12 protein-coding genes are annotated in these 12,747 nt (G+C 59.2%); 2 read left to right on the forward strand and 10 right to left on the reverse strand.

Annotated features, from left to right (window positions below):
* The first annotated feature begins 115 nt into the window (after positions 1 to 115).
* Positions 116 to 805 carry a response regulator transcription factor gene (locus ACP7B1_RS22170; RefSeq protein WP_223614707.1) on the forward strand — a complete coding sequence of 230 codons (690 nt, stop codon included), beginning with the start codon at positions 116 to 118 and terminating at the stop codon, positions 803 to 805.
* The gene (locus ACP7B1_RS22175; RefSeq protein WP_346308001.1) at positions 805 to 2,097 is read left to right on the forward strand and encodes a HAMP domain-containing sensor histidine kinase; all 1,293 of its coding nucleotides are present in this window, start codon (positions 805 to 807) and stop codon (positions 2,095 to 2,097) included. The genes ACP7B1_RS22170 and ACP7B1_RS22175 overlap by 1 nt, the downstream gene beginning before the upstream one ends.
* A gap of 69 nt (positions 2,098 to 2,166) precedes the next feature.
* Here ACP7B1_RS22175 and ACP7B1_RS22180 read toward each other — a convergent pair whose 3' ends face one another.
* The 10 genes from ACP7B1_RS22180 to ACP7B1_RS22225 all read right to left on the reverse strand — a co-directional run bounded on the left by ACP7B1_RS22180 (position 2,167) and on the right by ACP7B1_RS22225 (position 12,687).
* Positions 2,167 to 4,317: a carboxy terminal-processing peptidase gene (locus ACP7B1_RS22180; protein WP_346308000.1), complete on the reverse strand. Its 2,151-nt coding sequence runs from the start codon at positions 4,315 to 4,317 to the stop codon at positions 2,167 to 2,169.
* Between the two features lie 195 nt (positions 4,318 to 4,512).
* A complete protein-coding gene (locus ACP7B1_RS22185) occupies positions 4,513 to 5,412 on the reverse strand; it encodes a ribokinase (RefSeq protein ID WP_346307999.1) in 900 nt (299 codons plus the stop codon).
* A gap of 18 nt (positions 5,413 to 5,430) precedes the next feature.
* Entirely contained in the window at positions 5,431 to 6,078 is a 648-nt protein-coding gene (locus tag ACP7B1_RS22190) for a TenA family protein (RefSeq protein ID WP_346307998.1), read from the reverse strand.
* Positions 6,079 to 6,082: 4 nt separating this feature from the next.
* Positions 6,083 to 6,925 carry a BtpA/SgcQ family protein gene (locus tag ACP7B1_RS22195; protein WP_346307997.1) on the reverse strand — a complete coding sequence of 281 codons (843 nt, stop codon included), beginning with the start codon at positions 6,923 to 6,925 and terminating at the stop codon, positions 6,083 to 6,085.
* A 53-nt stretch (positions 6,926 to 6,978) separates the two neighbouring features.
* The gene (locus ACP7B1_RS22200) at positions 6,979 to 7,743 is read right to left on the reverse strand and encodes a glutamine amidotransferase (RefSeq protein WP_346307996.1); all 765 of its coding nucleotides are present in this window, start codon (positions 7,741 to 7,743) and stop codon (positions 6,979 to 6,981) included.
* Positions 7,744 to 7,785: 42 nt separating this feature from the next.
* Positions 7,786 to 8,808: a phosphotriesterase family protein gene (locus ACP7B1_RS22205; protein ID WP_426137267.1), complete on the reverse strand. Its 1,023-nt coding sequence runs from the start codon at positions 8,806 to 8,808 to the stop codon at positions 7,786 to 7,788.
* A 50-nt stretch (positions 8,809 to 8,858) separates the two neighbouring features.
* Complete coding sequence (locus tag ACP7B1_RS22210; protein ID WP_223614700.1) at positions 8,859 to 9,863, reverse strand: ABC transporter permease; 1,005 nt, start codon at positions 9,861 to 9,863, stop codon at positions 8,859 to 8,861.
* Positions 9,860 to 10,675 (reverse strand): ATP-binding cassette domain-containing protein, encoded by an 816-nt coding sequence (locus ACP7B1_RS22215; RefSeq protein ID WP_346306292.1) that lies wholly within the window; start codon positions 10,673 to 10,675, stop codon positions 9,860 to 9,862. The genes ACP7B1_RS22210 and ACP7B1_RS22215 overlap by 4 nt, the downstream gene beginning before the upstream one ends.
* On the reverse strand, positions 10,672 to 11,625 hold the full coding sequence (locus ACP7B1_RS22220; RefSeq protein ID WP_346306291.1) for an ABC transporter substrate-binding protein: 954 nt from the start codon (positions 11,623 to 11,625) through the stop codon (positions 10,672 to 10,674). The genes ACP7B1_RS22215 and ACP7B1_RS22220 overlap by 4 nt, the downstream gene beginning before the upstream one ends.
* A 39-nt stretch (positions 11,626 to 11,664) precedes the next feature.
* Positions 11,665 to 12,687 carry a LacI family DNA-binding transcriptional regulator gene (locus tag ACP7B1_RS22225; protein ID WP_346306290.1) on the reverse strand — a complete coding sequence of 341 codons (1,023 nt, stop codon included), beginning with the start codon at positions 12,685 to 12,687 and terminating at the stop codon, positions 11,665 to 11,667.
* Positions 12,688 to 12,747: the final 60 nt, after the last annotated feature.

The following is a 12,747-nucleotide window of genomic DNA, read 5'->3' on the forward strand; positions in this document are numbered from 1 at the left end:
CTATAAATGGTTCGGTGTGAAGTAGCGTTAAGTTTGTGTAAAGTTATGTAAAATCGGCCCCGGGCACAGCTTGACCGGCTATAGGAAAGTTTGATTTCAGAGTGCGAGGCGGACCATGACCAAAGTCTTGCTGGTTGACGACGACATAGAACTGACCAGTCTCCTTTCGGAATATCTGAGGGAAGAAGGGCTGGATGCGAGCGCTGTTCATGACGGGAAGCGCGGCATCGAGGAGGGTGTCTCGGGGTCCTACGATCTGGTGGTCCTGGATATCATGATGCCCCACCTCAACGGCATCGAGGTGATGCAGCGGATACGGCGATTCAGCGATATTCCAATCCTGATGCTGAGCGCGCGCGGCGACAACATCGACCGGATCACCGGACTTAACCTTGGCGCTGACGATTATTTGGCAAAGCCCTGTTCGCCAAGTGAGCTTGTCGCCCGGATTCGTGCCATTCTTCGCCGGACCGGACGGCACAGGCAGGAGCAGGAGGAACACCTCCTGCAATCCGGCGCCCTGAAACTGTTCCCGCGCTCGCGTACCGCGGAGTGGCAAGGCCACCAGCTGGAATTGACCGGAACGGAGTTCAATCTGCTCGAGGTGCTGGTGCGAAGCGCCGGCCAGATGGTCTCGAAACAGGACCTGTCCAAGGGTGCATTCGGACGTCCGCTGACCGCCTTCGACCGCCGGATTGACGTGCACATCAGCAGTATCCGGCAAAAGCTTGGTAAGGCTGCCGACGGGCAGTCATGGATTCGCTCGATACGCGGCATGGGCTATCAGCTCGTCGAGGGGCAGTAATGGGCCGCGTCTTCTGGCGATTTTTCTGGACGCTCGCCCTCACCATAGCCGGGGTCATCCTTGTCGTGGTGGCAATCAGCACGATATTCGGACTCTCGCCGCCCAAGGGCGCCGCGCAAGACCTCATCGAGACGGCGATCCTGGATTCGGCCGCCACGGTATTGAAAGACTCGGGCACCGACGCCCTGGCCAAGTTCGCCGCAGCGGCCGCATCCTTCAACCGGCCCGTTGATCTCGTTGTCGCCAAAGCCGATCCGGCCAGCTGCCAATCCGGCCCCGCAGTCACAGCGATGTCGCGATTGGTCCAGACGCCCGAAGGCTGCATCAGCATCACGGCCAAACGAATGAGCTATTCCATTGTCGCAAAAATACTCGGGTTCTGGCCGATTATCTTTGCGGGCATCATCACCAGCCTTGCTTCAGCGCTTTGGCTGGCCAGATATCTGCTCTGGCCGCTGGAGACGCTTCAATCCGGTTTGCGCTCCTTGGCAAAGGGCGATTTTCACGTCCGCATCGGCAAGACATTCGGCCATCGCAAGGATGAGATAACCGCCGTTGGGCATGATTTTGACATCGCTGCCGCCAAGCTTGACGATTTTCATCTCAGCCAGCAGCGGCTGTTCCACGATGTTTCGCACGAGTTGCGCTCACCCTTGTCACGGCTGCAAGCGGCAGCCGGAATTCTCAAACAGAATCCCGCCCGCCTGCCGGATTTGCTTCTGCGCATCAACCGCGAGATCGACCGGCTTGACGGGCTGGTGGAAGAAATACTGACGCTTGCGCAGCTTGAGTCCGGCGAGCCATACCAGTTCGACAAACAGCCCGTTGATCTCGTGGAGCTCGTCAACGCCATCGTGGAGGACGGCGCGTTTGAAGGGCAAGCGCACGGGGTTGTTCTCGAAGTCACCGGCGTCGATACCGCCGTGTCCCATGTCAATGGCGAATTGATTTACCGTGCTATCGAAAACGTCATTCGCAACGCCATCAAATACAGCGAACCGGGTGGCAAGGTCGTGATACGCACCGCCATCCTCGCCGGCGGGAAAGCGCTGCAGATCCGGGTGGAGGACACGGGGCCCGGCCTTCCCGACTCTCAGATGGAAGCAATCTTCAGGCCGTTTGTGCGGGCTGAAAGCACGGGCGATGCGCGCGCGGGGGTCGGTCTCGGCCTGGCCATCACCCGGCAGGCCATCGAGCTGCATGGCGGATCGGTAAGAGCCCACAAAGCGCAACCGAGAGGTCTCATCGTCGAGATTGTCGTGCCGCTCACATCGGACCGGCCGCAGAGGTAACGGTTCGGCAGAATGCTCCACCCGGGTTAACCGGATGGAGCATATTATCCGGCCAGAGCCGGCGCGTCTTTATTTGCCGTTGGTACTGGCCGGCTGCTGCACTGCAAGTTTCGGAATTCCCGCCAGCAAATCCGCTTCATCACCGAGAATGTGCGCTGCTTCGTCGAGCAATACATCCTTGGCACTCTTGCGGGCTTTCTCAATGGCGATGTCCGCGCTCAGGCTGCGCTCATTGGCCTGCAGGCCGTCATCCTGGGTTGACGCATCGGCTGAATCGTCGTCTTCGCCGGTGCCCGCCCCGTCATTCACCTTTTCGCGCGACTTGATGCGGCTGGCCTGCGCCGCCATCTCATTGCGGCGTTCGGTTTCATTGAGCGAGACAACCCGCTTTTCCCGCTGCGCTTTCAGGTCGGCCATATCTTCCACGAAGCGCTGGAAGTCCGGGTCCTTTTGCACCCGCGCATCGTGGAGGCTCTGCAGTTGCGGCAGCAATGCCTTTACATCGCCGATTGGCGTATATTCCGCCGGTTTGACCTGCGCCCACGGCAAAGCATTATCGTAGCTCGACTCGCCGAAGCTCTTGGGATCGGAGAAACCGGGCAGGGTGATATCCGGCGTCACGCCGCGCAACTGGGTCGTGCCGCCGTTCACCCGGAAGAACTGTGCAACCGTCATCTTCAGCTCGCCGAATTTCGGCTTGCTGTTGCGGGCGATCTGATCGAGGTTGACGACGGTCTGCACCGTGCCTTTGCCGAAACTGGGCTCACCGACGATGACGCCCCGGCCATAATCCTGTATCGCCGCCGCAAAAATCTCGGATGCGGATGCGGAACCGCGATTGATCAGAACCGCAAGCGGACCGGTCCAGGCGGGCGCCGGAAGATTGTCCTTCTCGACATTGACCTCGCCGCCGGCATTGCGCTCCTGCACGATCGGCCCCTTGCCGACGAACAGGCCGGTCAAATCAATGGCCTCGGCCAGCGAACCGCCGCCATTGTTGCGCAGATCGATGAGAACGTTATCGATCTTGTCCTTCTTCAGTTCGGCCAGAAGCCTGGCCACGTCGCGGCTTGCACTCCGATAATTCTTGTCGCCCTTGCGGCGTGCTTCAAAATCCTCGTAGAATGCCGGCAGCGTGATGACGCCGATCTTGCGCGTGGCATCACCATCCTTGATCGACAGGATGGTCTTCTTGGCGGCCTGCTTGTCGAGGCTGATCTTGTCACGCACGAGGCTGATCACCCGGTGCTTGCCGTCTGGCCCGGCATCGGCGGGCAGGATATCCAGCCTGACAACGGAATCCTTCGCGCCGCGGATCATCTTGACGACTTCGTCGAGGCGCGTACCGACCACTTCCTTTATCGGACCGCGCTCGCCCTGGCCCACGCCGGTGATGCGATCGCCGACAGCCAGCTTGCCGGACAATTGTGCAGGACCGCCGGCCATCAGCTCGCGAATGGTCGTGTAGTCTTCCCGCTCCTGCAGGACCGCGCCGATGCCAACCAGCGAAAGCTTCATCGAGATATCGAATTCGGCGGATGCCGTCGCTCCGAAATAATCCGTATGCGGTTCGATCGACGTGGTGTAGGCATCCATGAAAATCTGGAACACGTCGTCGCTCTTGTACTTGTAAGCGCGTTCCAGCGAGTTCTGATAGCGCTTGTCGAGCGTGTCGCGGATGGCAGCGTCGGTCTTGCCTGCAAGCTTCAGGCGGAGCCAGTCATTCTTGACCCGCTTGCGCCAAAGCTCGTCGCTCTCGGCTTGGGATTTCGGCCAGGGCTCCTTGTCCCGGACAAAGGGATAATCTTCCTTCACACTGAAATCGAAATTCTGCTTGAGCAGCGAGCGGGCATAGGTGAGGCGTTCGACAACGCGCTGCTCATAGATGTTGAAAATGGAAAAAGGGATGCGCAGATCTTCCTGGTTGATCGCGTCATCGATCTTCGTGCTGTCGGCCATGAACTTGTCGATATCGGCCTGAACGAAGAGGAACCTGTCGGGATCGAGTGCCTTGAGAAAGCGGTCCATGATCTTGGCGGACAGGGCATCGTCAAGCGCAACGGGCTTGTAGTGATAGCGCGACAGAAACTCAGCGCTCAAACGGGCCGCTTGCGCCTGCTGCTGCAGCGGCGCCAATACCGGCGGTGAACCTGCATCCAGTGCGTAAGCCGGAGGGGCAAACGCCAGAAACACACTGAGCAAACCATATTGTATACGCATTAAAGCTTCGATCCGATTTCGACGTTTCAGTTTCGCTGTTTAATGTTGGTGGAACAATTATGGTTTTTTGGCAACCAGACAGCGGATTATTCGTGCCGTCATCCCGATAAATTCTGTTTCAGCCCGCAGGTGCAGCCAAATTATCTGCCGCAAAAGCGGCGCTGACAATTCACAACGGCTTGAGGCCGCCGATTCTCAGGACGATGCCAGCAAGGCTTCCAGTTCCGACGCTGTCGGAAAGGCCGAATGGGTTCCGCGTCTGGATACGGTTATGGCAGCGCCCCGCACCGCATGCTCGATTGCCAGCCTGTCCAGGCGGCAATGGCGCCGGGCCGACGATGCGAGGGCCACGGACATGAACGTATCTCCGGCCCCCGTCGTATCGACCACGACGGAGGGTTGCGCCGGCACTGCGATGATCTCCTGTCCATTCGCAAGAATGGCGCCTTCGCGCCCCAATGTCAGAACGACATCCCGGACGCCGCGGTCCAGGAGATGGTGCGCGGCTGCTTTTCCGCTGGCTCCAGTCAATGCCAAGGCTTCACCCTGGTTGAGAAACACAATGTCGACCAGCGCCCAGAGATCCGAGAAATAGGGGCGCAAAGGCGACGGGTTGAACGCAGTCACCATCTGAAGACCCTTGGCCTGCTCAAGGATTTCACGCGTTGCCTGATGCGACAGGTTCCCCTGCAGGATCGCCAGATCACCCGGTTCAGCGGCGTGGAGCTTCATGGCAACATCGGCTGAACTCAGGTTCTGCGCGGCGTCCGTTGTCGTCACGATCGCATTTTCACCGTCGGGCAACCGGAAGATGATGGAGGTATCACTCGACTTTCCATCCAGCTCGACCAGTTCTGTCACGAGCGGCTCATTCTGCAAGCGCTGGCGGATCGCTGCCGCGCGTGCATCATTTCCAACCGGCGCGACCAGTGTCGTGGGCAGCCCGCACCGGGCCATGACGACAGCCTGGTTCGTTCCCTTGCCGCCAAGATCGTGCGCTCCAACCTCGCCGAGGATGGAGGCCCCGGAGGTTGGCAGGGCGTCCACGATAATCGTTTCATCGATGGTGACATTGCCGATTACATAGGCGCGCATCGGGAGGCCTTTGGAAAGTTAGAGGTATGGCGCGTCATGAAAATCGATTTCGAGCTGCATGGCATGGCCGAAAATGCTGCTGAGCCGGACACACATCTGCTCGGAAAGACTCGGCCCCGCCAGATCAAGCTGATGCTTAAGCCACAATGCCTGTTCGGCAAACCCCTGACTCACATGCAGATCAACCCACTCCTTGAGAAGCGGATCACTGATGCGATGCATCGAGGCCTCCTTTGACCACGTCCAGTACATCCATTCCGCCGCAAACATGGCGGCCACAATGTCGAGGAACCCGCCTTCGCCTGCAATGCAGAGCATCCCCGACCGGAAGGCCTCAACCGCTGGAATCGCAACGTCGAATGCGGCCGGATCGATTGCGCGGCGCGCGAAGGTGCGCTCGAAATAAACGATCTGCTCATTGGCAAGCGCGTCGAGCACGGCAATGAGCCAGCGCTTCTGCTCCATGGTTTGCGCCGTTGCCGCCGCATAGGCGAAGATGGAAATCGCCGTGTCGACAAAAGCGCCTTCATAGACGAGATAGCGGTCGAAGGCGTCCCTGCTCAGCGTGTCGTGCTTTATGTCCCTGACAAAACGATGGTCCAGCATCGTTTGCAGAACAGTGGCATTTTCTCGAAGAATGCGGTCGGAGAGACTTTCGTTTTCCATCCTCTCAGTGCTCCAGCCCCGGTTCTGCAGCGGCGCGGAATGCCTTGACCCGCTCGATGTCCACCGGGTTCCACCACACCCCGCCCTGCTTCAACGAGGATGCAACGATGACACCGTTGGTCCGCTTGAGTATTTCGACGATGTTGCCGCTGTTGACACCCGATCCGACCAGAAGCGGCAGATGCGTTGCCGAGCCGATTTCCTCGATCTCCTCGATGGTAGCGACGTTGCCCGTGCGCTGGCCCGTGGCGATGACACCGTCGGCATCAAAGAAAGCGAGATCGCGGGTCAGCTCTTCGATCGTCCGGTCCGCAACGATGGCGTGGCTGCCATGCTTCACATGGCTGTCGGCAAAGACCTTGATGTGTTCGGCGCGCAGCATCGACCGATAGCGCATTGCCTCGGCCGCCCGGCCTTCCATGAAGCCTTCATTCGCGACATAGGCATTGGCCCACTGATTGACGCGAATGAATTTGGCACCGCCGGCCATGGCAATGGCAAAAGCCGGAATGGGCGCATTGGCAAGCACATTGATCCCGAGCGGGATGCCGATGGCCCGGGCAATGCGATCCGTGACAACGGACATGAACCCGGTTGTTTCGGGCCCGATATCGTCCGGCTTGCAAAAGGGGATATCGCCATGGTTTTCGATGACCAGGCCATGCAATCCCCCTTCCACGCAGGCTTCCGCGTCGCGCATGCAGGCATCGTAAATCGTATCCATATCCGCCCCCCTGTAGCGGGGTGCCCCGGGGAAGGCCGGGCAATGGATCATTCCAATGAGCACCTTGTTGGTGCCGAATATCTCCTGCACCGCGTTGGAGCTACGATCCGATATTTCCTGCATGTCGTTCCCTTTCATAGGTTTTTTGAGATAGCGGCTTGCGCGCGCCGAGAAAATCAGCGCGTCAGCCAGGCCAGAATGTTTTTCCAGAGCTTGCCGTAGCCTTCCCATTCGCAGAAGGCCGGGGAGAGCCAATGTGGCCCGATATCGGAGGTCCAGACGGCCGTGTTGCCCTTGCCATGGCGCCCGAGAACCAGCAGCGGATGGCCGCCCTGATCGTCCGGCAAAGTCGCAACGACTTCGACATCCGCTCCGTCACGAATTTCAACCTCATTGACCCCGAGAAGCACCGGCCATTCGCCGCCAAGACCGGCCATGACGGGATGGTCCGGCATGACGATCTTCGCCGTCGTACCCTCGGGAATTTCAACGCGGTCATCATAGGGAAGGCAGGTCACCGGAAGCACGTCTTCCACGGGCGTCCGCCGCCAGCGCGCCTTGCCATCGATACCCTGGAACGAGAAATACCCGCCCACCATCAGCAGCGCGCCGCCCTTTTCCACCCATGCCTTGATCAGCTTCAGCCGGTTGGGAACGGTGCGCGAATGCAGCCAAACATCAGGCGGCAGCAGCAGCGAATTCGCGCCGATATCCGACAGTATGATGACGTCATAGGCATCCAGCCCTGCCATGTCATAGGGGAATTTTTCGACCGCTTCATGCGCGGGCATGTAGGTCAGTTCGAACGCGCTGCCTGCGAGCGCCTTGACCAGCGGCTCTGCACCCAGATGAAACGTTACACTGCCGAACTGATCGAAACCTTTGTAGTGCGTGGCCGAACTGACCCAGCTTTCGCCAACGAGAAGGACTTTCTTTGTCATGGGATCACCAAACTTTCGTGAATATCAAAATAGGGGTTAGCTTCAGGCTCCAGCCTGAAAAACAGCGCGCGGATTGGCCCGCATCATCTGATCAAGAGCCGTTTCATCGAGGCCATGCCGCTTGAGGCGCGGCAGGAAGTGGCGCAGCACATAGGCGTAACCATTGCCGCCATAGCGGGTCAGCATCATCTTCAGAAACACGTCATGCGACAGCAGAACCCGGTCGAGATAACCGGCCTCGGCCAGGCGCACGATGGCGCGGGCGGCTTCTTCGTCGCTCGGGCACTGCACCTGCTGATCCGCATAGAAGAAATCCATGCCGATCATGTCGTATTCAATGAATGCACCGCGGGCGGCGAGTTCACTCTGATAGCTGAAATCATCGTGGGAGGGGTTCATGTGGCAAAGAACCGTGTGCCTTATGTCGGCACCCTCCTGCGCCACGACGTCGAGCACGCGGTGGCCGAGCCGGAACCAGCCCGGCAGGTGCACCATGAGGGGAAGGCCCGTCCGCACCTGCGCCTGAGCCGCACCGCGCAACGACTTCTCCTCCTCAGCGGTGAAATCCGACGAGACGCCGATTTCACCGATAAGCCCGATTTTGACGTCGGTGCCATCGACACCTTCCACCGCTTCTCGCACGATCTCGTTGGCGATATCGCCCACGGTCATATCAGCGACTTCGGCCGGATGGGAGGAACCGAGATAATAGCCGGCCCCCATCACCACATTCAGACCCGCGGCTTTGGCGATGCGCCGCAGAGCCAGCGGATTACGGCCAATGCCCCGGCACGTCGGCTCCACCACGGTCTGGCCGCCGGCATTGGCAAAGGCGCGCAGCTCTGAAATCGCCAGCGGTTCGTCATCAAGCGTGATGTTGTGCTTGTTGACGAAGGGATCCTGCTTGAGTTCGCCCAATATTTCCATGCAGACGAAACCACCGGCAAGGTACTGCCGTTCCGGCGTTTTCGGCGCATGCCACCAGCAGCGGCAATCGTTGAGGATGTGCTCATGCATCAACGTGATGCCGAGCGCTTCCGCTGCAATGGGACCATTGACCGTCATCACCTTGCCGGAGCGGATATGTGCTTCTGACAGATCGCTGTTCACAGGACTCACCTCTTCTTGCCGCTGCCGAAGCGGAAGTTTGCCGTGAATATCCGTGTGTTCAGCCAGATGGCGATCAGGATGATCGCACCGGTGACGATCTGGGTGAAGAATGGCGAGATGTGCATCAGGATCAGCCCGTTGCCGATCACCGCGATGGTCAGCGTGCCGAGAACCGTTCCGAGGATGGTGCCCCGCCCGCCCATGAGCGATGTGCCGCCGAGAACAACGGCCGCGATCACCTGGAGTTCGAAACCGACCGCTGCATTGGACGATCCGGACCCCAGTCGTGCTGCGATCAGCAACCCGGCCACGGCGCAGGCCACGCCGGAAATGAGATAGACCGAGGCGATGATCCATTTGGCCGGCATGCCGACCCGGCGCGCGGCTTCCGCATTGGAGCCGACCGCAACGACCTGACGGCCATATTTGGTCGATGTTATCGCCACATAGCCCAGAACGGCAACGACGGCGGCGATGATGGCCGGAACAGGAACCCCGCCAATGACGCCGCGACCCAGCGCAAAGAAACCCGGCGCATCCTGAATGGGGATGGAATAGCCCTGCGTCAGATAGAGTGCGAATCCCCGCAGGATGGAAAGACCGGCAAGCGTAACGATGAACGCCGGAATCCCCTGGTAGGCGATGAACCAGCCCTGGACGAAGCCAAGGCCGCCGCCGAGCACGATCATTGCAACCACGACCAATGGCCAGGGATATCCCATCGCCATGACGACAGCCGCAACCGCATTGATAAGGGCGACTTGCGAGCCCACCGACAAATCGATGCCGCCGGTGATGATGACGAAGGTCATGGTGATCGCAACGATCAGCAGCGGAGCCGCCTGCCGCACGATATTGAGAATATTGCCAAGGGTCAGGAACGTATCGCTGCCGATCGAGAAAAAGACCATGCAGGCGACAAAAAACACGGCGATCGACAGAACCTGCGCGTGCTCGCCGAAAAAATCGGCAAGGCGCGATCCGTGACCGCGTTCGGTATAGACGGTCATTGCTTTGCTCCTTCGCCAACGATCAGTTTGACCAGATCCTCGAGATTGGTGCCGCCGATCTGGCGTTCTGCGACCTTCGTACCCTCGTACATCACCGCGATACGGTCGCAGACGCGGAAAAGGTCCTGAAGGCGGTGCGTGATCAGAATGACGGATACGCCATTGGCCTTCACGCGATTGATCAGGGAGAGAACCGCTTCGACTTCGGCCACGGCGAGTGCCGATGTCGGCTCATCCATGATCAGGACGTTCGGTTTGAACGACGCTGCCCGGGCAATCGCGATGGCTTGCCGCTGGCCGCCGGAGAGGTTGGCAACCTTGCTGGTCAGTTTGGGAATACGGATTTCCAGCGCATCCAGCATCTTGCGCGCTTCGGCCAGCATCGCCTTGCTGTCAAGGAACATGCCCTTGCTGAGCTCGCGCCCGAGAAAGAGATTGCCGACCACATCGATCTCATCGCAAAGGCTCAGATCCTGGAAGACCATTTCGATATGTCTGTTGCGCGCATCGCCCGGGCCGGTGAGATGAATGTCCTCGCCCTCGATGGACATGGTGCCGCCGTCCGGAATGTAGGTACCGGAGATGATCTTTGTCAGCGTCGACTTGCCCGCGGCATTGTCACCGACAAGCCCAAGGCATTCACCAGGATAAATGTCGAGATCAACACCACGCAATGCCTGGTGCGAGCCGAATGATTTGCGTATGCCGCGCAAGGAAATACGCGGGGCGCCATGTGCGTCGCCGGCAGATCCGGAGGGAATACCCCCTCCGGAACCGATGGCAGCAGATCTTTGCTGACCGACCTCGATCATTTGAAGACGGCCCTGTATGGGTCAACATTCGCCTTGGTGACGATGGTGACGGGAACAGCGATGTTCTTCTCGACGGTCTGGCCGGCCGCAACCTTCTGCAATGCATTCACGGCGGCGGCACCCATTGCCGACGGGTCCTGCTGGATAACCGCGGCAACAAATCCGGCATCGATGCCGGCAATGGCTTCCGCTGTCAGATCCCAGCCGAACACCTTGATGGTGCCCTGCTTGCCCTGGCTCTGCACGGCAGCGATGGCGCCCATCAGGGCGGGCTCGCCGGTTGCATAGATGGCTGTCAGGTCCGGGTTGCCGGTAATCAGGTTCTCGGCTGCCGCAAGCGCATTGTCCTGCACATTCTGGCCGTCTACGACGCCGGCAACTGCAACACCGTCAACACCCTTGATCGTCTTTTCAAAGCCTTCCTGCCGGACATTCTGGATATAGGAGTTCAACGCACCGACAACACCGATCTTGGCCTTGCCGCCCATATTGGCTTTGACGTAGTCAAGGAAGAACTTGCCCATGTCGGCACCGGCCTTGGCATTGTCGACGCCGATCTGGGCTTTCTGCGGACCTTCGGGAAGGATCGCATCGATGGCGACAACGGGGATACCCGCGTCGGCGGCCTGCTTGACGGCCGGCATCAGGCCGTTGACGTCGATGGCGACGACCGCAAGACCCGATACCTTTTCCTGAATATAGGTCTCCACGGCACTGTTCTGCGCCGTCGGTTCATTGTTGGAATTGAAGATAACCAGCTTGACGCCGGCGGCGTCGGCTGCCTTCTGCGCGCCCTGGTTCATCTGGTTGAAGAAAAGCGCCTGCTGGTTGATCTGCACCAGCGCGATTGTTTTCTTTTCCTGTGCGATCGCAGTCGACGAGGCGGCGCAGCTCAATGCCGTGAAGCCAGCCAATGCAATCAATGTTCTCCTGCTCAAATTCAAAGTCATGTTCTCATCCTCTGTTGGTTTTCTTACCGTTACGTCTTGTTATTTCGCCGGCGGGGCAACGGAGTTCCGCACGACGATTTCGACTGGCAGCAGTTCTTCCGAAGCGGAAGGTTTCCACTCCTGCCAATTTGTTTCCAGAAGCAGTTCGAGCGCCCGGCGCCCGAGTTGCCGGACCGGCTGACGAATGACGGTCAGCGGCGGTGCAAAGAGATGCAGCGGCCCGACATCATCGAAACCGATGATCGAAACATCGTCGGGAACCGACACATTCCGATCCTTGAAGACCTCGATCAGGCCGATGGCGATTTCATCGGAGCTGGCAAAGATGGCCGTTGCCGCGTGCTGCTCTTCCAGATAGCGGACGGCGGCTTTGCGCCCATAATCGATGGTGTATTCACCAGCGTAACGATCAACCTTCGCCGTATCGCCATGCTGTTCGCGCAGCGCGCGCATCAGGCCATCAAAACGGCGGCGCGCGCTGATCATGCGCTCGTCGCCGCCGATGAACAGAACATGGCTGTGCCCCTGTTGCGCCAGGTGAAGACCGGCGAGATAACCGCCATGATCATTGTCGCAGAACAGCTTCGGCGCTTTCGAACCCGGCACGTCTTCGTCGACGATGATGACCTTGCCCGAACGGTTGATAAGGCCTGCGAGCGCACCGTCGTCCGGGTGGTTGGTGATGAAGATCAGCCCGTCGACATGATTGCGTTCGATCAGCTGCAGGTATTCGATTTCGCGCCCTGCCCGATTGAGCGTCGCATGCAGCGAGACCGCCAGCTTGCGCTCGTCGGCTGCCTGCTCGACAGCGGCGACCAGGGTTGAAAAAAACGGGTTGGCAATTTCAGGAACAACCAGACCGATGGTGTCCGAACGACCCATGCTCAAACGCCGCGCATGCGGATTGGGTATGTAGTTCAGCGATTTGATTGCATCTTCGATGCGCTTCTTGGTGTGATACGGCAGATCAAGACTGCCATTGACCAGGCGCGATACTGTCGTAACCGACACGCCAGCTGCGGCGGCAACATCTTTCAGACTGGGCGTCGTCTTCTTGATCACAAGCGCTTTCCCCATTGTAAAGCGGTTTAGTAAATCGCTTTACAAGACAAACTCACTTCA

Origin of the sequence: Phyllobacterium sp. SL163, assembly GCF_049896885.1 — a bacterium.
Taxonomy (GTDB): domain Bacteria; phylum Pseudomonadota; class Alphaproteobacteria; order Rhizobiales; family Rhizobiaceae; genus Phyllobacterium; species Phyllobacterium calauticae.

Excerpts from the sequence above, each read along its gene's own strand:
- ACP7B1_RS22170 (WP_223614707.1), top strand. The coding sequence starts at position 116 with ATGACCAAAGTCTTGCTGGTTGACGACGACATAGAACTGACCAGTCTC.
- ACP7B1_RS22175 (WP_346308001.1), top strand. The coding sequence starts at position 805 with ATGGGCCGCGTCTTCTGGCGATTTTTCTGGACGCTCGCCCTCACCATA.
- ACP7B1_RS22180 (WP_346308000.1), bottom strand. The coding sequence starts at position 4,317 with ATGCGTATACAATATGGTTTGCTCAGTGTGTTTCTGGCGTTTGCCCCT.
- ACP7B1_RS22185 (WP_346307999.1), bottom strand. The coding sequence starts at position 5,412 with ATGCGCGCCTATGTAATCGGCAATGTCACCATCGATGAAACGATTATC.
- ACP7B1_RS22190 (WP_346307998.1), bottom strand. The coding sequence starts at position 6,078 with ATGGAAAACGAAAGTCTCTCCGACCGCATTCTTCGAGAAAATGCCACT.
- ACP7B1_RS22195 (WP_346307997.1), bottom strand. The coding sequence starts at position 6,925 with ATGCAGGAAATATCGGATCGTAGCTCCAACGCGGTGCAGGAGATATTC.
- ACP7B1_RS22200 (WP_346307996.1), bottom strand. The coding sequence starts at position 7,743 with ATGACAAAGAAAGTCCTTCTCGTTGGCGAAAGCTGGGTCAGTTCGGCC.
- ACP7B1_RS22205 (WP_426137267.1), bottom strand. The coding sequence starts at position 8,808 with ATGACGGTCAATGGTCCCATTGCAGCGGAAGCGCTCGGCATCACGTTG.
- ACP7B1_RS22210 (WP_223614700.1), bottom strand. The coding sequence starts at position 9,863 with ATGACCGTCTATACCGAACGCGGTCACGGATCGCGCCTTGCCGATTTT.
- ACP7B1_RS22215 (WP_346306292.1), bottom strand. The coding sequence starts at position 10,675 with ATGATCGAGGTCGGTCAGCAAAGATCTGCTGCCATCGGTTCCGGAGGG.
- ACP7B1_RS22220 (WP_346306291.1), bottom strand. The coding sequence starts at position 11,625 with ATGACTTTGAATTTGAGCAGGAGAACATTGATTGCATTGGCTGGCTTC.